General features: G+C 57.9%; 15 protein-coding genes and 1 pseudogene. 8 read left to right on the plus strand and 8 right to left on the minus strand.

What is annotated here, in order from left to right; genetic code table 11:
• Window positions 1–216: hypothetical protein (locus ACV22W_RS04835; RefSeq protein WP_448018124.1), on the plus strand; the 216-nt coding region annotated here is incomplete at its 5' end.
• A 186-nt stretch (window positions 217–402) separates the two neighbouring features.
• On the plus strand, window positions 403–2529 hold the full coding sequence (locus ACV22W_RS04840; protein WP_448018125.1) for a PKD domain-containing protein: 2127 nt from the start codon (window positions 403–405) through the stop codon (window positions 2527–2529).
• A 287-nt stretch (window positions 2530–2816) separates the two neighbouring features.
• Here ACV22W_RS04840 and ACV22W_RS04845 read toward each other — a convergent pair whose 3' ends face one another.
• Window positions 2817–3089, minus strand: coding sequence for a hypothetical protein (locus tag ACV22W_RS04845; protein ID WP_448018126.1), 273 nt, complete (start codon window positions 3087–3089; stop codon window positions 2817–2819).
• Between the two features lie 325 nt (window positions 3090–3414).
• Between ACV22W_RS04845 and ACV22W_RS04850 the strand changes: the two genes are divergently transcribed.
• The 5 genes from ACV22W_RS04850 (at window position 3415) to ACV22W_RS04870 (ending at window position 10040) form a co-directional block, all read left to right on the plus strand.
• Window positions 3415–3738, plus strand: coding sequence for a hypothetical protein (locus tag ACV22W_RS04850; protein WP_448018127.1), 324 nt, complete (start codon window positions 3415–3417; stop codon window positions 3736–3738).
• A gap of 902 nt (window positions 3739–4640) precedes the next feature.
• A complete protein-coding gene (locus ACV22W_RS04855; RefSeq protein WP_448018128.1) occupies window positions 4641–6185 on the plus strand; it encodes a S53 family peptidase in 1545 nt (514 codons plus the stop codon).
• Window positions 6186–6413: 228 nt separating this feature from the next.
• Window positions 6414–7757, plus strand: a complete 1344-nt coding sequence (locus ACV22W_RS04860) for a glycosyl hydrolase (protein ID WP_448018129.1) — start codon at window positions 6414–6416, stop codon at window positions 7755–7757.
• An 838-nt stretch (window positions 7758–8595) separates the two neighbouring features.
• Complete coding sequence (locus tag ACV22W_RS04865) at window positions 8596–9285, plus strand: hypothetical protein (RefSeq protein WP_448018130.1); 690 nt, start codon at window positions 8596–8598, stop codon at window positions 9283–9285.
• A gap of 524 nt (window positions 9286–9809) precedes the next feature.
• Window positions 9810–10040 (plus strand): hypothetical protein, encoded by a 231-nt coding sequence (locus ACV22W_RS04870; RefSeq protein ID WP_448018131.1) that lies wholly within the window; start codon window positions 9810–9812, stop codon window positions 10038–10040.
• Between the two features lie 299 nt (window positions 10041–10339).
• Here ACV22W_RS04870 and ACV22W_RS04875 read toward each other — a convergent pair whose 3' ends face one another.
• The 6 genes from ACV22W_RS04875 to ACV22W_RS04900 form a co-directional block, all read right to left on the minus strand.
• Window positions 10340–10492 (minus strand): hypothetical protein, encoded by a 153-nt coding sequence (locus ACV22W_RS04875; protein WP_448018132.1) that lies wholly within the window; start codon window positions 10490–10492, stop codon window positions 10340–10342.
• A 267-nt stretch (window positions 10493–10759) separates the two neighbouring features.
• A complete protein-coding gene (locus tag ACV22W_RS04880) occupies window positions 10760–10900 on the minus strand; it encodes a hypothetical protein (RefSeq protein WP_448018133.1) in 141 nt (46 codons plus the stop codon).
• A gap of 481 nt (window positions 10901–11381) precedes the next feature.
• A complete protein-coding gene (locus ACV22W_RS04885; protein WP_448018134.1) occupies window positions 11382–12839 on the minus strand; it encodes an FAD-dependent oxidoreductase in 1458 nt (485 codons plus the stop codon).
• Between the two features lie 82 nt (window positions 12840–12921).
• Window positions 12922–13725, minus strand: coding sequence for a fatty acid desaturase family protein (locus tag ACV22W_RS04890; protein WP_448018135.1), 804 nt, complete (start codon window positions 13723–13725; stop codon window positions 12922–12924).
• A gap of 76 nt (window positions 13726–13801) precedes the next feature.
• The gene (locus ACV22W_RS04895; protein ID WP_448018136.1) at window positions 13802–14443 is read right to left on the minus strand and encodes an AfsA-related hotdog domain-containing protein; all 642 of its coding nucleotides are present in this window, start codon (window positions 14441–14443) and stop codon (window positions 13802–13804) included.
• Window positions 14444–14489: 46 nt separating this feature from the next.
• On the minus strand, window positions 14490–15863 hold the full coding sequence (locus ACV22W_RS04900) for a protoporphyrinogen/coproporphyrinogen oxidase (protein WP_448018137.1): 1374 nt from the start codon (window positions 15861–15863) through the stop codon (window positions 14490–14492).
• A gap of 963 nt (window positions 15864–16826) precedes the next feature.
• On the opposite strand from ACV22W_RS04900, the gene ACV22W_RS04905 reads away from it, so the two are divergent.
• Window positions 16827–18620 (plus strand): putative bifunctional diguanylate cyclase/phosphodiesterase, encoded by a 1794-nt coding sequence (locus ACV22W_RS04905; protein ID WP_448018138.1) that lies wholly within the window; start codon window positions 16827–16829, stop codon window positions 18618–18620.
• Between the two features lie 125 nt (window positions 18621–18745).
• Here the strand turns inward: ACV22W_RS04905 and ACV22W_RS04910 are convergent.
• A pseudogene (locus tag ACV22W_RS04910) lies at window positions 18746–18919 on the minus strand (diguanylate cyclase); the annotation flags it as partial.
• Window positions 18920–19602: the final 683 nt, after the last annotated feature.

Raw genomic sequence — 19602 nt, forward strand, 5'->3', positions numbered from 1 at the left:
CTTTTTCGATACGGCTACTGGCATCTGGTGCGCGACGTCGGCGGGATTTCCCGGTTTGACGGCCATCGGCGGCGGGGCGCGCTGCGGCCTCATTTGAATAATTTACTAACGTGTCTTATAACTTTGAAGCCGATCAAGTCGGAATGTGTTTATCTTAGCGCGGCTCGAAGGGGACCTTCAGGCAATCGTTTTGTTGGTGTAAAGAAAGAAAATTGATTGTTTTTCGTAATTATCGAGTGCCGGACTGAATGCAGACGCGCCGCGCATTTGGGAGCGAGGTGCCATTCGAGTCGACCGTTGTTCGTCGCGGGTGTTGTTGACCCGTAGTCAACCGAATTATCGGACGTCGGTACGCGGCAGCCGGGAGACGGTTTCGCTGGTCATTTTCAGCGGATATCGATCATGGGTGTGAGCGATTGGCGACAGGCGGCGATTTTGACGTCGACGACGTGGTGCCGGGGTATGCTGCTTGTGGTGATAGCCATGCTCGCAGCATGCGGTGACCACCATGTATCGCGCGATGCGGTAGGCGTCGCGCCCGTTCCCGATCTTCCGACGGCCCAGATCGTGTCAGTCGATCCACACGAGCCGACGGTGGCCGTCCCGGTGAGTTTTCACGGCGTAGGCACCGGCACGGGCATCCGGTACGGCTGGCAGTTCGGCGATGGTGCGAGCGCGGCCGGTCCGCAGGTATCCCACACCTACGCATCGGCCGGCACGTTTGAGGCTACGTTGACAGTGGTTGACGTCCATGGAGTGGTTGCCACGTCCACGACCACCGTCACGGTTTCGGCACTGCCTGCCCCGCCTTCACCCCCGTCGATTGTGACGCTTAGTGGTGCTTCTCCGGTTCCTGGCAGTGCATTGTCGTTCCTCGCGATCTCGACCAACAACAAAGGTGGGCCGCTGACATATGCATGGAGTTTCGGTGATGGACAAGGCGAAACGGGAGCCCATACTCAACACGCGTACGGTGCAGTGGGACGTTACCTGGTGTCGGTGACGGCGACCAATCCTGCCGGTTTGAGTTCGGCCAGCACGACCACAGTCACGATCGTGGCCGGACCGGTTAATCCGCCTGTTCCGCCGCTTTTGCCGACGATCGTTGCGCCCGACGAGATTCGGGCGCAGAGTGCAATCACGTTTTTGGGCGATGCGCAACCGCCATCGAATGGTAGCGTGACGTCCTACACGTGGGATTTCGGCGATGGTTCGAGCGGTGCGACCGGGCAGAATGTCGTACACACCTATGCTGCAGCGGGTCCCAGAGTGGTCACGCTGACTGTCACGGACAGTCTTGGCCGTACTGAAACGGCAACAGCGAACATCGAGGTTCTGCCTTTGCAGCCGCCTCACGGTGTCGTGATTCACGGGCCGCTGGAAGTTCCGCTGGGAGATTCGGCCGACTTCACTGTAAGCTTCGAGAATCCGGGAGGCGGCGCTGTCACGTACGCCTGGGAGTTTGGTGATGGGGCGACGAGCGGCGATGTTTCCCCGTCGCATACATACGCGGCGGCAGGGCAATACACTGTCAGACTCACCGTGTCCAATCCCGTATCGGGATCCTCCAGTGCGTCCATGACGCTGGAAGTCGTCGGCAAGGACGAAATGGTCGACTTGCCGTGCGCGGGTAATTCGGCCGGGACGGGTTGGTGTATTGCTCCAGGCCTGCCGATCGGGCCGACATCGCTCAATACAGTTTCGTTTGGCGACGCGCGGTCCGGATGGATCGGCGGCGAGAGCGGTGCGCTGATTCATTCGACGGATGGCGGGCTGACGTGGACGATACAGATTGCATCGGGCAACGCGATCCGGAGTATCTCGGCGGTGGACAGCAATCATGTCTGGGCACTGGACGGACAGCGCAACGTCTTGTCGTCGTCCGATGGTGGGGCAACGTGGCAGGCCGTGGCAACCGGATCGCCGTCGACGCTGGTCGCCATCAAGTTCGCCGATCAGCGGCACGGCTGGGCCGTTGGCCCGAGCGAAAATATCTGGGGCACGGCCGACGGCGGTCAATCGTGGGCGCTGCAGCACAGCAATACGAGCAACCCCGCACTCAATGCGATCGACGCCATTGACGTCAATGATGCCTTTGCCGTCAGCGATAACGGATCGATCCTGCGAACGAGTGATGGTGGCCAAAGCTGGAATCTGGCTTTCCGGGCCAGCGGGACGGCGTTGAAGGGCATCTCGTTCGGCGGTTTCTCGACAGGGTTTGCCGTTGGTCGAGGCGCAAGCCAGATTTACAAGACGACCGACAGCGGGTCGACCTGGACGGCGGTGAGCGCACCGACCAGCGAAGCACTGCTAGCGGTCAAGTTCGTTACACCGTCGATTGGTTGGGTTGTGAGCGAATCCGGCCAGATTTTCCGTACCGACGATAGCGGCGGTAGCTGGCGCCTGCAGAACTTGCCTTCGCAGGCATTGGGTCTGCCCGCCCTGGATGCCGCCAACGCGATGAACGCGTGGCTCGTCACGGCAGGCGGCGCCTACTTCATCACCGGGACGGGCGGCGTCGGACAGTGATCGGGCGGCAAGTCGCGAGCGCTTCGGTCTGTGTCCGAGACACCCAACATCGACCCATCGGGTTTCGATGCCGTCACGCTGACGATCCGCCAAGATGGTGCGTTTTCCGTTCCTGGGCGCCGACCCGCGAGTTGGCCGAATTGGATCGAAGGAATCGCTGCGCCGACGAGCGCTTGCACGTCATGTCAGTGTGTATCTGCGTTGGCCCAAGCAATGGAGCTGGATTGGATACGCCAATCCGGCTCCACGCGCCACGTATCTGCGATTAACAGATCACTCAAGGATATCTATCGAACGGCGAACCGAGCTGCCGGTGAACCATTTGCGCAGTTATTGCCGTAAATAAACATATTCCTATTCTCAGAGTAGGCCGAGTAAATGATGGAATAGACTTCCTTGGCGCTGAATGAATAGACGCCATCGGCGATGGTGACTAGCAGATTGCCAGTGGTATCGGTCTCGAGCTTGTCGATCTTGCCAGCCTTGCAAAGCGCCTGTGCGGAAACGCACGAAGAGGCAAGCATCAACGCTGAAAAAAGCACGGTTGCGATCTTTTTCATGACTTTCCTTAGATAACGAGTGAGTAATGCTGTTGGACGGCCGCAGTCACGTCCGGAGTGACATGTTTTCTTTTCTGGATTTCCAATTCTGATGCTCGGTGAAATCGGCGATGACCGGGACCGATAAAAACGATCACGAATACACAAGCTAAATAACGATTGCTGCGCCTCCGCCATCCCGAAACTGCGAACGCGTGGTATTGCGGCGCACAACACAGGCTATGGATTGGGATTGTCGGAGGCCAATCGAATTAATTTATCGAAAATCTAGAATGGTAGTTTTTGATTTTGATATATATTTTGTAAATTCAGCGCGGCGTTGTATTTGTTTTTGATTATTTCGGTTGGCTTGATGATCGGGCAATCAGCGTTGAATATTCATTCGAAGGTTAATGGCGTTGCACGCAGAGCCAATGGCGAGATGGGGGCGACACCGCAAATACCGACGGCCGAGAGGAGCCGCACGGGCCGACTGTTGACGACCGATCGAATCGGTCGTGTCGGTGATCAACCGCATGCCACTATCGCGGCCGCATCGGGGGACGCTGGAAGCGGCTCATCGGTGTATCCTTGGCAGTTGATCGCATCGTTCATCCGTATCCAGCTCACCCACGGCAAGCTACCGTCGGCCATGCCAAGCCCGCGCTGACATGTTTGTACCACCTTGAATCGTCATGCCGCTCGAGATTCCAGGCAGTTCACAAGCCCTTCTGATCTTCTGACGCCGTGTGCAATACACAGCCGTATCCGCTCTGTCAATTGAAACGGTAACGCGCGAGTCAGCCGATCATGATGCCGTGGCGCATTGCTAGTTCATATTTCACTTGACGTTCGTCGTTTGCATTCTATGCTTTGCTCCACGATTCGATTGATCGATTCGGTTGTAAGTGATCGGATCATGCATGGGAATTGCCTCGCTTGAATCGCAGAAATGTTATATGTCCATGGCCTGAATGGATGTCTGAGTGCAATGAATTTATCTATTGCACTTTTTGGATTTTTGTTTCAAGAAATGAATTGAAGTGGTAATTCTTTGAGTCATATCGACATTGCCCTTGGTGGGCCTGATGCGACGACCTGCTGGGGATTGTGCTTGCCCTGGCAAATGCTGTATCACATCCATGCAGAGTGACGCCTTTTCATGCCAATGGGCGCGATATACCGAACCGATTCGGGGTGGCGAGTAGATGTGCGTCGATTGTGTTGACTGTATTCGAGAGGGAGTTTTTTTCAGAATGGCTGGTGGGGATTGTTGACGGTATTGAGTCTGCATCGGATTGAAATGTCGATGCGTATTGAAGAAGTTGGCCTTGGATTTCATGTGGCGTGACGGTGGTGGGACTTATCCATTGAAAGGAGGAACCTATCATGCATCAAATCCGGCATGGCGAAGATCAGCATTTCGATAGTGCAGTTGGAGGCTCTGCACGGGCATGTTTGCTTTTCTTGGTCCCGTTACTCACGCTTGGGGTGGCCGCGGCAGGCCATACAGCGGAGGTGCTTACCCACCATGTCCGCGCTGGCAGCGGCGTCGCTGGGGGCGCACCGGTGATGAACGTTCTCGCCGATCGACCGATGGTGCTCGATGTGGTGCTGCCGTTGCGGGACCGGAAGGGGCTCGACGCGCTCGTCGCAGACGTGACCAGCCCGGCCAGTCCGAATTTCCGTCACTACGTGACGCCCGCCGAGTTCAGTGCACGATTCGGGCCGTCACAAGCGGACTACGAGTCGGTCGTGCAGTATCTGGTCAAACATGGTCTGACCGTGACAGGCGGCAGCCTTGATGGCATGGATGTGCAAGTGAAAGGGCCTGCGTCAGCTGTCGAAGGTGCCTTCAACCTGCGGCTGCAATATTATCGTCATCCGACAGAGGACCGATTGTTTTTCGGTCCCGACCGCGAGCCGACAACGTCGATGGTCGTCCCGCTTTGGCACATCTCCGGGCTGGACAACTATTCGATCCCACATCCGCTGTTCGTCAAGAAGGGGGGCGGTGCGAATACGCACGCCATCGCCCCCGGGACGGTCGCCAACCGTGCCACGACCGGGTCGGGGCCGTCAGCGTCGTTCCTGGGAAGCGACATGCGAGCGGCTTACTATGGCGGCGCGAGCCTGACGGGCGCCGGACAGAACCTGGGGTTGCTTGAGTATGCGGGAACCGAGTTGGCCGACCTCGATACCTATTTCAATAACGTCGGCCAGACCAATCGGGTCCCAATCGAGCTGATCTCGACCGATGGCACCAGCACAGCCTGCGATCCGAGCACGTGCGACGATAGCGAACAGACGCTCGACATGACTCAGGCTCTCGGTATGGCGCCCGGGCTTGCAAGCCTGACGATGTTTGTTGGCTCCACCGATACGGCCCTCCTCAGCGCAATGACGACGCACCGGCCGTTGCCAATGACGATTGGTTGCTCGTGGGGATGGACGCCGGCCGATCCGTCCACGCTGGATCCGTACTTCAAGAAGATGGCCGCCCAAGGGCAATCGTTCTTTGCGGCCTCCGGAGACAATGCGACATGGTCGGCCTCCAACGAGGCATGGCCTGCGGACAGCGCATATGTGATATCCGTTGGCGGGACAGCGCTGATGACCGGTTCGGCGGGCGGCGCCTGGGTATCGGAGACAGCCTGGAGCGACAGCGGTGGCGGCGTCTCGCCTGCTCATGTCGCGATTCCATCCTGGCAAAAGATCAGCGGCGTGATCAATGCTCGCAACAACGGCTCCAGGACGTATCGCAACGGGCCGGACGTCTCCGCCAACGCCGATTTCACTTTTTATGTGTGCGCGAATCAGACTGATTGCACCGCCAACGAGTTTGGCGGCACCAGTTTTGCCGCACCGATGTGGGCCGGCTTTGCTGCACTGGCCAATCAGCAGGCCGCAGCCGCGGGGCAAGCGCCCGTTGGTTACTTCAATCCGGTGATCTACGCGCAGAACGAGATCAATGGGGCATTGACCCCAGCCTATACGGCCAACTTTCACGATATTGCGACCGGAACCGCAGGTAGCTACTCGGCGGTCAAGGGCTACGATCTGGTCACCGGGTGGGGCAGCCCCAAGGCGGATCTGATCATGTCGCTAACGCGCTAGTGCGCAAGGCAGTGCTGCGCCGAAAGTGAGAACGGGCGACCCACTTCGGTCGCCCGGGGGGCGTTTGTCATCCACGCCTTCCTGATTGCGACTGAATTCGTTCATCGGCTGAAAAATGACATGTCCGTTCCGTGACGAATGTGGCGTCAGGCTGCGTGATGCGTATTTGCCTGGCGTACCAATGTTCAGTGTTCGATATCGACCCGCCACTACAAAGAGGGCAAGGAAATGATGAAACATCGATATGGTGATGTGCTGCGATCGGCCGTGGCCGTTGCATCGATCGCTTTGTTGGTACGACTATCATTCGACACCGGTGAGGCTATAGCCACACCGCTTTCGCCTTCGGCTTCATCGTCGAACGAATGTCAGGCAGCATGGAAAGCCAGTCAGATCTATACGCGCGGCAACCTCGCGTCCGTCGGCGCAATCAATTATCAAGCCAACTGGTGGACCCAGGGCCAGAATCCCGCGTCGAACAGCGGCGCGATCGACAGTGGTCAGCCATGGACCGCGATCGGTTCGTGTACCGGAACGGGGAGTGGCGGTGGAAATGGCGGTGGAAACGGTGGCGGCGGTGGAGGTGGTTCGGGTATCGGTACGGCGCCGCCATTCATTTTCAGCCCATACAAGGATGCGACGACCTCGATGGATTGGAACACGAACGTCATTTCATCGGCGATTACAGGTCAGTTGAGGCCTGTTCTATCGGTGTTGCCCACTCAGGTCCGTGCACTGTCACTCGCTTTTGCGACCGGTGAATGCGGCAGCGAGAACTGGGCAGGCGTCGACGGTGCCGCCTTGGCCGCTGCCAATGTCCAACGGTTTGTCGCCGCGAATACGAATTACGTGATCTCCACGGGTGGTGCCGCGGGGACATTTACCTGCGGATCCGATTCGGGAATGGCCACGTTCATCAATCGTTACGCATCGAGCAAGCTCATCGGGATCGATTTCGACATCGAGGGCGGGCAGACCCAGCAGATGATCAACGATCTCGTGCAACGTGTGGTGGTGGCCCTGCGCAATTATCCGACACTTCGATTCAGTTTCACCCTGGCCACGCTCGCACCTTCCCAGGCGGGAGCATCCACGGCCGTTTCCTGGGGAGCAAGTGCGCCGGACAGTTTCAACGTTTATGGTGACTGGGTCATGCAGGCGATCCAGCAGTCGGGACTGAAGAACTACACCATCAACTTGATGACGATGGACTATGGCTCGGCCGGGGCGGGCAACTGCGTTGTCGCGCACGGAGCCTGCCAAATGGGGCAATCGGCAATACAGGCGGCCATGAACCTGCACGATCACTGGGGCGTACCGTACAGTCAGATTGAATTGACGCCGATGATCGGTGGCAACGATGTGGTCGGTGAGACTTTCACGCCGGCTGACGCACGGACCGTTGCCGTGTTTGTGAAGCAGAACGGGCTTGCTGGCGTTCACTTCTGGTCGCTCGATCGGGACGTCGATTGTGCGCCCGGCGCCGCGTCGTCGACGTGCAATTCGATTGGTGGCGTTGGCACGCTAGGCTATACGAACCAGTTTGCCGATGATCTCCCGCCCGGCCAATGACGTGAAACACCTGTGACCGGTTTCGATCGGTCAGGATCGCTCACACGTGCGGCCGTTGTTCGTGCGCGCCAGCTTCCCGCTTTCTTCGAGGCGGGAACCATCGTGGATAACCACCGGCTGACACCCGACGGGACGCAAACGCCGTCCCCGATTGGGTTTGGAGAACCCTTTCGGAGAACCATTTCCTTCAGCAACACCATACAGGCAGGCCACACGGCCGCCTATGCGGGGGCGCGCGCGAGACCAGACTGACAATCAGTGCCGAGTGCGCGACCGACGGGAGCCGGCTCGGACCGAACCGCACGTACAGGGTAAGCGAGAGCAATACCGCCTCGGCTGCGGATCTGAAATCGAAATGGCAAAGCGCAGTATCGATAAAAATGGAATTTTCCGTTCAAACAAAAATATCGAGCGCGGCAATTTGAGTGTGATTTATCAATGATCGAATTGCCGTATGGGGTAAACGATAGGATGTTTTCTGTATCTGATTTAAGGAAATTACCTAAGATGATTTGACGGATGCCCGAGTGACGAGGTGAGGGCGTACGTTGAATGGGGTGCATGAGCGAAATTCCTTTCGTTTTGGATTTTTATTCCTATGGAATGGTTATGGTGAATTGGGTGAGAGTCCGGGCAGGATGGCAACTCTCTCATGATGGGCCGCAGCTTGATTGGGTCAAATAACGTCCCCTTGCCCCAGGGATTCTGTATTTTTTTTGCCCATGGATCCAGAATCGATCAATCGTAAACTGAGGAGGGTTTTATGCTGAAAAGCTAGGTTCAGTAAAGTAGGGTGTGGAAAGACGGCAAATCAAACTTCCATCATGGAGGCCGAGAAATGACTGCCTATTACGTTGACTTCAATAATGACACCCAGCAGACATGGACTATGGGGGTATATCAGACCTTACCGAATTCCATCGGACTGGAGAGCGTGTCGTGGCAGCAAACGACTGTTCCGCAAAGCGGGAGCAGTGGCGTGAAGTGGGATGTTTTCTACAATGTCGCCATCGCCAATTATCGACAGGTCGGCGGCATCGGGGTCTACAAAGCCAGTCAGACATTACGTGCGGAACTGGGATCGTCTTGGAATTGTGTGTTCAAGGATAACGTCCAGCAACTGGTGCCGGGAACCGGTTCGCCGCCACCCGACTCCATTCTCATCAACAACGTGTCGGACAACCTCGCGAATCTAGGTATCGGCATGAGTGGCCAGGGCGCCGTGTTCAAGAAAGGTGTGGTCAGCGGCGCATCGGCTCAGTTTCAGGTGACGCCGACCTACTGGATTGGATTGTTCAATGCGCTCGTCCTCGGGGAAGTGATCTCGAGCAATGTCGTCGTTGGCCCCCAGCAGTTGACCTATCCGAGCGGGCAGAATCTCGCGACCGTCACGGCGTACATGGACGGCAATACGATCAAGCTCAAGGTCGAATACGGCCAACAAGTTGCCGCCGAGCGCAGTGTGGTGGAACGCATCATTGCCGCGCAACCCGTGCGATCCGGCCTGCTGCTCGAGTACGATAACTAGGTAGCCGACGCTCACCCGCCATGCGAGAGATGGGCGCTGAAACGGCGCCTATCTCCTTGCCGAATCAAACTGATCGTGGCCGACGTCGGCGTGATATCGCACTCCATGACGAGATTTCGCTAAGGCTTCGACGGTAGCCTGGATCGCCTCGGAGAACGTTCGCTTTGTGCAAGAGACAATTGCACTTGTCGGGATGACCGACGTTGCATCGAACGTATCTCGAGTTGTGTGACGTTGTCGCAATCCGGGCAGATCAGCGTGACGGCAAGCGAGGTGTCTTGCGCATCGACGACGAGGTGGCGTTTGGTGTCGCGCGCACCAGTTTGTCAGGTTCAGGCGTTTTTCAGGTGTTCATTCACCTGGAGCGGTGTGAACAGGAGGACGGGTAACGGTGGCGCGGCGAGGTCGTTGGGCTTCGCAAGTCGTCGGGAGCATCGGAATCAAGTCCCACCATCTGCCATATCCTGCGATTTCCGAGCATCGTTGCCTGGTGAACAATCGCGTTTTGCTTCTGGAGCACAGACATGCGTACTTTTATCGGGATTTTGTTTCTGATCTTGATGGTCTGTTTCGTTTTCAGTGGAGAAGCCAGTGCCGCCGAGAAATCGTTCTGCTATTACCATCACAATTGCCCTGCCGATGGCAAGCTGCCGAAAGGTCAGCCGCCCGAGCAATATACCAAGCGGCAGTGCAAGAACGGCGGAGGAAAGAGCTGGGGAGATGGTCCGACGAGTTGCGAAAACGTGAACGAATGACGGGAGCCGGGACGGGGCAAGCGTCGAGCGCCGGTCCCGTAGGCGGCTGGACACATTCCAATGAGGCCACGTGAATTTCCGAGCGGCGGCGCGGGCCTCGAATGGATTGCTGTGAATTTCTCGAATCACGAACGCGGGCGCGCTCCGGGCCAGATCCGGGGTTTGGTTCAGACATCTGGCTTCACCGGAGCCGTTCCTTCAGCTGCCGACGATAGGTGGTAACCGCAGAACACGATCACCGTGCACATCCACCGACCGCTATTGCGCGTCGGCGTTACCCGGTTGCGGCCGAGATGGTCTTAATCCGCCGTTATTGCATCATCGGTCGCCGACGCGTCCACATCCTTGGCGAGCAGCAGCAATACGTTCAGCACAATGCAGTCCACCGAGTACCCGACGAGCGCCGGCCGGATCGCTCTGCCGTGCGATACGCCGTGCGTGTCGACCAGCACGCGAACAACGTGATCGACGCGGTCGCGAGCGATGCCTTCATCGACCCGCGATCACCGTCGAGGAAGCGGAAGAAACGGCCGCGCTCGCTCGGCGGCCCGATCGTTTTCGCGCACTTGATCGCGGACACCCAGATCGTGAGGTCCGTGGTCATGCCTCAGCCGCAGAAGCCCGCCGGCCGCTTCGCTTTTGGCGGTGCACTTCGGGTACCCGAAACGGAGCGTGCCGGCACCGGCGAGCGAGGAACTGTTCAGCCGTCGCGGTGGCCGTCAGTCGGCAAACCGGATGCTGGGCAAACAACGGGTGAGGAACGTCGTGCCGAGCGGCGCATTTAGGTTGCCGAGCTGCGAGCGCCTGATCTGGAACAGGTCCAGCATCCGGTACGGGTGCAACTGCCGAAAATACGCCATTGGGTAGTTCGTGCGGGCCGAGCACACGCGCGGCGCGAGTGGAAGATAGCGGCCAGTCCCTGCGAGCTGGTTGAGTCGACGGGCCGGTTTCGAACGCAGTGTCAAGGTTGGTCACCGGTGTCATCCAGGCTGGGCGACTTCGCCCATGGCTGGCGTCGTGTGATGCGCGAGTGAATGCCCTGTGCTCGCATATGGCAGCGTGTATCCCAGGTTGCACAACCGAAACGGTTCTAGAAAATGCGGTCGCGCCCACCGACCGCCACAAGGCATTCACACTCGCATGCACGACGTTAAAAATCGACCGCTCCCGAAGGAGCCGCCGCCAAGCGGACTTCGCTATTCGAAGCACCATCGAACGTTACTCCACCGGCAGGCCTATTGTTGACGAGCACACGTCGCTTGGCCATCAGACAGGTATGAATCGTGATGCATGCCGGACCTAAATTGGACGCCAGTTAAACTTCGTCGATGGCGTGCCGGGTCAGCGTGGCGGCATGGTTTCGTTGTCTTTTGTGGAATCAAGGACGGATCGGAGTGCGACGCGTGCCGCAATGCCAGGGGTCAGCAACGATGTTGGTGGGGTGACCATGTGCATGACCTGGAGCAGCCGTTGATAGATGTCTGCGCGTTCGGCGGCAAGTCCGATCACGTGGTCCGTATAGCGTTGCGTGACGCGCGTGTACCAGGCGCGACTGGGCCCCATTGTCTTTTCATATCGATAGTCCACACCCGTCGACAGCGTCCATGCGGCGCGACGCGCGGCGACCGCCTCGCGTTGAAACGCTTGTCCGATCACGTGCTTGCCGGTTGCTGCTGCTTTCAAATGGGCATCGAGCAGTTGTGCATCGATTGCAGAAATCGTCATGCCTTGCCCGTAGACGGGGTTGAAGCCACATACGGCATCACCGACGACCACGACTCCGTCGGGCCAGAGCGCGACGCGCTCGTAGTGGCGCAGTCGGCTTTCCATGCGCCGATAGCAATGCACGGGGCCGAGCGGTTCTGCGTTCACGATCGCGTCGTGGAGCGCAGGTATGCGCAGGCTGTGTGCGAATGCGAGAAAGCCGCTCTCGTCCGCGGGCGGGTAGTCGCACGCGGCGCCCGTCAACGTGACGATCCAGCGCATGCCTTCGATAGGAAAGATCGTGCCACTGCGGACACAGGCAGGCGGGTGGCCGTGAACGACCAATGCCTTCCAGCTTGTGGCCGCATGCTCGCGCGGTATTTGATAGATGCGGCTCGCGTAGCCGACAAATGCATTGACGACCGTTTCGCGTGGTGCCTCATATCCGAGTGCGCGAAGCCAGATCGGCATATGCGACGATCGCCCGCTGGCATCCACGACGAGTGCTGCCGCGATCTCGCGAGTCAAAGGTTGTGGCGTGCGTGAGCGGACGAGTATGCCGCCGATTGTGCCAGGCCCAATACCGGGCACAAGGCCAATGACATCGCACGACGTTTGCACGGTGACGCGACTGGATGCCAACACTCGGCGACGGATGACGAACTCGAGTAGATCGCGGCTTGTCGACCAGGTGACGAAACCGCTTTCGCCATGTGCCATCCAGCCTGCAGGCCCGAACCAGCGCACATCTGCATGCCAGTCCAGTGGCACCGCACCCAGGGCGATCAGCTCGTTCTCGATGCCGGGAAAGAGCTGCTCGAGAATGAGCCGGCCTCGCATCAAAAGTTGATGGACGTAACGTGCTTGCGGCACGCCTTTGCGACTCGCTGGCTCATCCGGCAGTTCATCACGTTCGATGATGTGAACGGCGCCGAAGTGATCGGCGAGCACTCGCGCGGCAAGCAAGCCCGCGATTCCAGCACCGATGACGATGGCACGCTCCGGCGCGCCGCGACTGGGATTGTCGGTCAAGCGTGCGTCCTCGTCGTCGCTTCCGCAATGCTCAGCGCCGATCTCCGCAGTCAGCGTCTTCATGATGTCCTCGATATATGCTGCCAGAAGCGTTCCGCGCAATCCCTGTTGTCATCGGAAGTGACGAGCCAGCGTCGCTACATTGCTACCGGAACAGGCGATTGAGCGGCGTGTTCGATCGCGGTGCCGTGATGCGATCCGCGATCTGCTGATGGAATTCCGGAAGTTTTGCCCAATGCAGTCCAGGACGTAGATGATGAGCAAGGTGGTAGCCATTGTTGAAAAAGATCAGATTCAACCACCGGCTTGTTTTCGTATGAGAGGCAGCGTACGCGTCGTTCGAATAGAGGTCGATGTGATCGTCATAGGTCAGGTGAATGAAGTTCAACCAGACCAGCAGGGTCGGCGAGATGAAAAAAATCACCGCGGCAATCGGTTTCGCACTGACGACAACGGCCAGGACAAGATAACTCAAGAGCACCTGCAGTGTGCATTGCATGAGCAGGTGTGGGTGCGACAAACCGATCCGGATGACGTGGTAGTTGTATGTGAGGAAATAGTGAGCGATGTACGCCGGCCGCGACATCGCCGTCCCGTCTGATTTTACCCAGGTTGATGGATCGCGCTTCGGATTGCGGTAGTGCAAGTGGTGTCCGCAATTATGGTGGAGTGCAAACTTCGTCGTATACATTCCCGTCTGTAGGAACATCATCAGTTCGACGAGGCGGTTCAGTGCCCGATTTCTGAACATGCCGAGATGCGACTGATTGTGCACGACCGTCGAGACAGCAATCTCTGGCAGAAGAAGAAGAAGGGCGCAAACAATCATGGAGCCGATCGCGTGCACTTGCCAATAGCAGATCCATTGAGCGGCGCTCGTTGCAAACACGAGTGCCAGTGGGGCTCGGTCTGCGGGGTGGCGCAATAGATGTGGCGACGGGGCGAACATGAGGTCTTCCTTTCGGTGGTGCGCTTGATGTTCCAAACCAATCGAATCACTCGAGCAGCTCGATTGCGTGATTCGTTCACGGTTTGATGGTCGCGACATGATCCGGTCTCGGTGCAATCTGCATGTCGGGAAGCAGGGAAGCCACGAGAGGAGTGTCCGGCGAGACATCGGTATCCGTCGCGAACGGAGCCGAGCCATGACGCAAGCGCATCAGCACGGCCGGTGACGAGAAGCTCCATTTCGCGTCCATGGTACCCAGCGATCTGCCGTTCTGCATCCATTGGCTTTGGCACGTCAGACCGTTCAGATGTTGGCGGCGAAACGCTTTTTCGACAATCGTCATCTGAATTGAAACAGGGTTGGTGAGCTCCGCGAAATTGGTAAATCGCACTTCGAGGCAATTCAGTATGAAGGTGAGATCAAATGAAACGTCATAGAACAAATGCGAGATTGCGGTGCCGACCTGGCGGGTGCCCTCGATCAACATGAGTCCCGGAACGTGATCGAGCGGGTGCTCGAAGAAGAACGGATGGCGGATGTCGATGACGAGCGGTGCAAGAAAGCGATCGAGTCCGTCCGTTGTTTGCGGCAAGGTCTCGATCCGTTCCACGAATACATGTATCAACTCGGACTTGTGCACGAGCTTGCGGTGAATGCGCTCGCGGTTATCCGCGTCGAATTCGCTCGTCCATTCGAGCGATCTGTCAACGATGCTCATCATTACCTCGTATACGGATGGTCAATGAAGACGTGACTTCTGTTCGTCAGCGAGAGACTGCGTCTTCCAGAGGATCTCCGCCCGGCGACGCAATATTGCGTGCGGGGTAGGCTTTTGCTTCAATGCGCGAAACGGTTTCGCGCGCTGCGCGCATGCACGCTTCGATTGATGCACCACGCACATAGTCCCCGGTGAGGTGAAGACCTCCGATTGTGCGCGGGACGGCTTCAACCGCTTCCAGTACGCGTTGCTGGTGCGGTGCGTAGGCGCACAATCCGGGATCGAAGGTACGGGCGACGAACGCTTGCCGCTCATGACCCTTCACGGCGATGTATCGACCGAGAATGCTTTCAGCAATCTCGAGCAGCGCCTCGTTCGGCAGGCCGCGTTCAATTAGCACACGGGCCGCGCGACCGCTAAACGTATAGCGGACGATGTTGCGCGTGTCGATGCCGTACGCGCCCGCATTGCTCAGCGGTTCGTCGGGCCCGAATGTCAACGCACGGACCGCAGGGGAGAAGATGTCGCGTTTGTACTCGGCGATGAGAACCAGCACGGGGAAATAGCGGATTTGATCCAGCGCAGCAACGGTTTTGGGCAAGGCGTCACGAATGAGGCGCGCCGAGGCAGTGGCTGGCATTGCCAGCACGACCTCGTCGTAGTCGCGTGTGTGCGTTTCGCCATTGGCATCCATCACGCGAACACCCGCGACCCGGCCGTCGCGCACGATCAGGGCGTCTACGAACAATGAGAACAGCGCGGGTACCGTTCGACCGAAATCCTCAAGCAAGCGCGCCATTCCGTCTCGCAACTGATCGTAGCTATCGAACCACATGCCCAGGTTGGTGCCGATATTGCCTGTGTACACTTCGTCGGGTTCTGCGCCGTTCATCCGTACCGACATCGGACGCAACATGGCATTGCAAAAGTTGGAACTGAACGCGCGAGCGAGGGGCGAATCGTCGTAACGACGCGCGAGAGAATTGAAGAACGGCGAGCCGAGATAGCGATTTCGCTCATTCGCGAGAACGTGCGCGCTGAGGTAAGCAAATCGCGCGATATCGGTTTTTGGGCAGTCACGTAGAAAGTTGAAAGTGGAGCGCCAACGGCGAGTGCTATCGAGTGTGACGATTTTGCCATTGCGCACGCGCGAGGAGTTGATGCCGAATGGCTCATAACCATACGCTCCGAGCGATGCTGCGAAGGCACGGAACAAAGCATAGCGATGGCCAATGTTCTTGCCACCGAGGTCGATCGTGCGCCAGCCGAGCTGCGCTGCACCGACCCGGCCGCCGAGTGAGGCGTCCTTCTCGATGATCTCGACATCGATATTGCGCAGCCGCAGGAAATGTGCGGCTGCGATACCCGAAATGCCGCCACCGACGACAGCACAACGTGGGTGTCGTTCGATCCCTGTCATGGCTGAAGCGCCCCCGCTGCGCAAATCGGTTGGTCTACATGTCGGCCGGAATGCCATCCGACTTTTCATCCTACGATAGATCGACCGACTGCCTTTTTCAATGGAAATTTCGGAAAAATCAATCCTAGATATTGGGGTTGAGATGAGTTTTTCTGATTGATGTTTTAATTTGAAATATTGATATTGATTGGAAACTAGAATGAATTGGAAGCTGAATATATTGAGTAAAAGGAATGGCGTGACAGTCTTATAAAACTACCAGTTGCACTGTGCGATGGCCAAGAATTGGCGGCGACGCGATTCTCGATTTTTAAAGAATCTTCGTCCGATCGCTCGATAAGCGTGGCGTGCGGGACGACCGACTGCTTCGTGAGCATCCAGCGTGACGGCATGGGGCGCAGGCCGGATATGTGCCTGCACGCCGGGCGGCCGCTATTTTGGCGATACGGACCTCCTCGCACCTACATCAATGTTTGCTAGTGAGGGATCCAACCGGCAATTGCATCACGCCGCACCAGTTCGATTGGGGTCTAAACAAGTAGGCTGGCTACCGGTCGAGTTCGCGCCATTGCCCGGGCCATGGCAAAACCCACCGCATGATCGGATTTTGGGGAGTGGTTGTTAGACCGATGAGGAAAACTATACTGCTGATTATTTGCCGGAGACAGCACGGCTTGCGGAATCGCCACGCGATGCATCGCATGATGCACCTGCTGTCGTGGGCGACACGTCCGGAATTGGTGGCATCCACACGAGTGCGGTGTTCCGTCGTTTGAAGTCAATTCTGACCCTTATGCGTTCGGTGGAGTGGAGTTGCCATCGTTCGTAGTACTCAACCTGGAGATAGCCCACCGTCGATGCCTTGATGGCAGACCTATCCAAATTGGGGGGATCATGATTTCCGCATACACGGTGCAACACTGGCCCGCTAGGAGAGGCATACAACGTTACAGGCACCCGCCGATGACCGCGGCAAGTGCGCAAGGTCTTGGCACGCACGCAGACATAACCTGGACAGATGTGGCCGGCATCGGTACTCGTTCGAGCGCTGTCGAGTCAGGTGCGTTGGCGGTTGATGAAGCGAACATCCTCGCGGAAAACAGTCCCGTCGTCCTGTACCGGCTACGAGGCGAGCCTGCACTGCCGCTGATGTACCTGTCGCACGATGTTGTGCGGTTTGGGTTGGACCGCGATGCCCTGCTGGAGTCGCCGAACTGGATCACGGATTTGGTCGATGCGGCCGACCGGGGTAAGATCGCCGCGGCCATCGCACGCATGCTCGAACCGGATGTTCCGAGTGCATCGGTCGAGTTCCGACTGCACGCGGGGGACGGCACGCGTCGTCTGGTCGAGAACCGCTTTATTCCGGTACGCGACCGCAACGGGCGACTCGTCGAGGTTGAAGGGATCATTCGCGACGTGACCGGGAAACGGGTCGCGGAAGACGAAATTGCGCGACTCACCGGCCTCGATGCCCATACCGGACTGGCCAGCATGGCGACGTTCTGCTACCGGCTGCGTCACGCGTTTGCCTCTGCCGAACGCGGCGCGATGCCGTTTGCCGTTCTTCGTATGAGCCTTGACTACTTCCGATCGGCCCGTGACCGGCCGGGTCGCGCGGTCGATGAAGCGCTGCTGAAGGAGATCGCGAGACACTTGATGGCCTGCTTGAACCGCGACGATCTGATAGCGCGCGCGGGTGATCATGAGCTCGCCGTGCTGCACGTGGAAATGAGCGAGACCATCGATGCCGTGCGCATGGCCACAAAGTTCCAGGCAGCAGTGGCGGCAGCTCATCGCTTGAGTGGCAATGTTGGGCGGATCACGACGAGTGTCGGCATATGCCCCTACAGTCGAGGGAGCACGGCGGCGCATGCGTTACTCGCGGGAGCGGGTTGCGCCCTTCGGCGCGCCCGGCATGGTGGCGGCAATCGGATCTGTTTCGCTTCCGACGAAGTGGACCAGAGTGTGTTCGAGCGGATGGCGCTGGCGGACGATCTCGAAGGAGCAATAGGTCGCGGCGAATTCGAGCTTCAGTACCAGCCCGAGGTGGAACTGTCCTCCGGGAACATCATCGGTATGGAGGGCCTGCTGCGCTGGCATCATCCGGCGCGTGGTCTCATCCCACCTAGTGTATTCATGCCGATTGCGGAGCGATTCGGCACCATGGCAGCACTGAGCCACTGGGTTCTGGAAGAGGCGTGTCGGCAAATGCGGGCGTGGCGCGACGAAGGGGTGGCCCCGCTAATGATCGCGATCAATCTGTCGCTATGCGAACTCGATCGCTCCCGCACATTTGTCTGCGACGTTAGGGAAACCATGGCGAAATGGCAGCTGGCGCCGTCAGACCTGGAGTTCGATGTGACGGAGGCGACGCTTACCCGGCTCGCGTGGACTCACAATGACGTGCTTCGGGCGCTGCGTGAACTTGGGGTGAAGATCGCCATCGACGATTTCGGCAGCGAATTCGCGTCGTTTGACTACGTGAGCGCTTATGGCGTGAATCACCTCAAGATCTCTCGATCGATTACCGCAAACGCGACCAGTGACGCCGAGAGTGCCGAAACGATCTGCTCCATCATCGACCTTGCCAGCAAGGCTGGGATCGGTGTGATTGCGCAGGGCGTGGAGACGGAACAGCAGTGTCTGTTTCTGGCGCAAACGAATCGTGCGACCAAGGCGCAGGGCTTTCACTTCAGCAAAGCGGTGAGTGCCGCGCAGGCCGGAGAATTACTGCGTCGAGGGTACATCGCTTGACTTGGCGCAGACAAGGTCAGCACGGGGTGAGGAATTGGGCAAGCTTGTTGCACTCGGTGGCCTTTGCGTTGTACAACGCCTTGACGGTCGCGTTGATCGCGATATGAAGCCGCGGGGTGACGTGTTTCGACAATCCTTGCGGCGTCCGCGATGGATGAATCCGGCACAAGCACGACGAATTCCTCACCACAGTGTCGGGCAGCGCCGTCCGCGCAGGTGGCGGATGCTGTTGTCGATGCACCGTGCGACGGATGCCAGTGCGTCGTCGCCGGCCTGAGCCCATAGGTGTCGTTGTAAGCCTAGCGATCGATGCCGAGATGATAAATTGTTGGAATCGCAATATCGAGAATCGATATTATTTGACCATCCTCAAATTTCGCCTAGACTCAGTGTCGTCCTCTCCCGTGCCTGGAATTGGACAACATCTCTGCTACCGGTCACGGCTTCTCCCGTCAGTGACCGGTTTTTTTTTGAATTTGTGCCAACGTGCTCGGTACGTCTGATACGGTACCGGGTTTTGGGTCCCGTGCACCGTTTCGCTGTTATTGTTTCCATCGAATTCGTCAATTTCTGACGGAAAGCAAAATGAAATAATGTGAGTGTGCCAGTGGTCAAGTACTCGTCCGCAATAACAATGCTCTCAGGAAATGCAGTGAATTTAATCTGCGCGCGTTATGTCGATTATTCCGTTTTTCGGAGTATTGACTCGATCGAATGCGATAGATGTAAAAAATGTGATGCGGCTGCACGTCTATCACGGTCTGCCGAAGGGGGCGTAGCAGGACGATAGTGCGTCATATGTGCGATGTTGATCCGATACGCTGGGTGGCACGCTGCTTGGTACCCGAATGTATTGGGCGCGCTTGCCTACCGCGACCGTTGGCAGTTTCCGCCCGCCCTTCGGTTTATGCGTTTGCGAAGTCTGTGCGGTCCACGGTGTGCAGTGTCGGTTATCGTGCCGGAGCATGACTACAGGGGCAGG

It is taken from the genome of Burkholderia sp. AW49-1 (genome assembly GCF_053427845.1).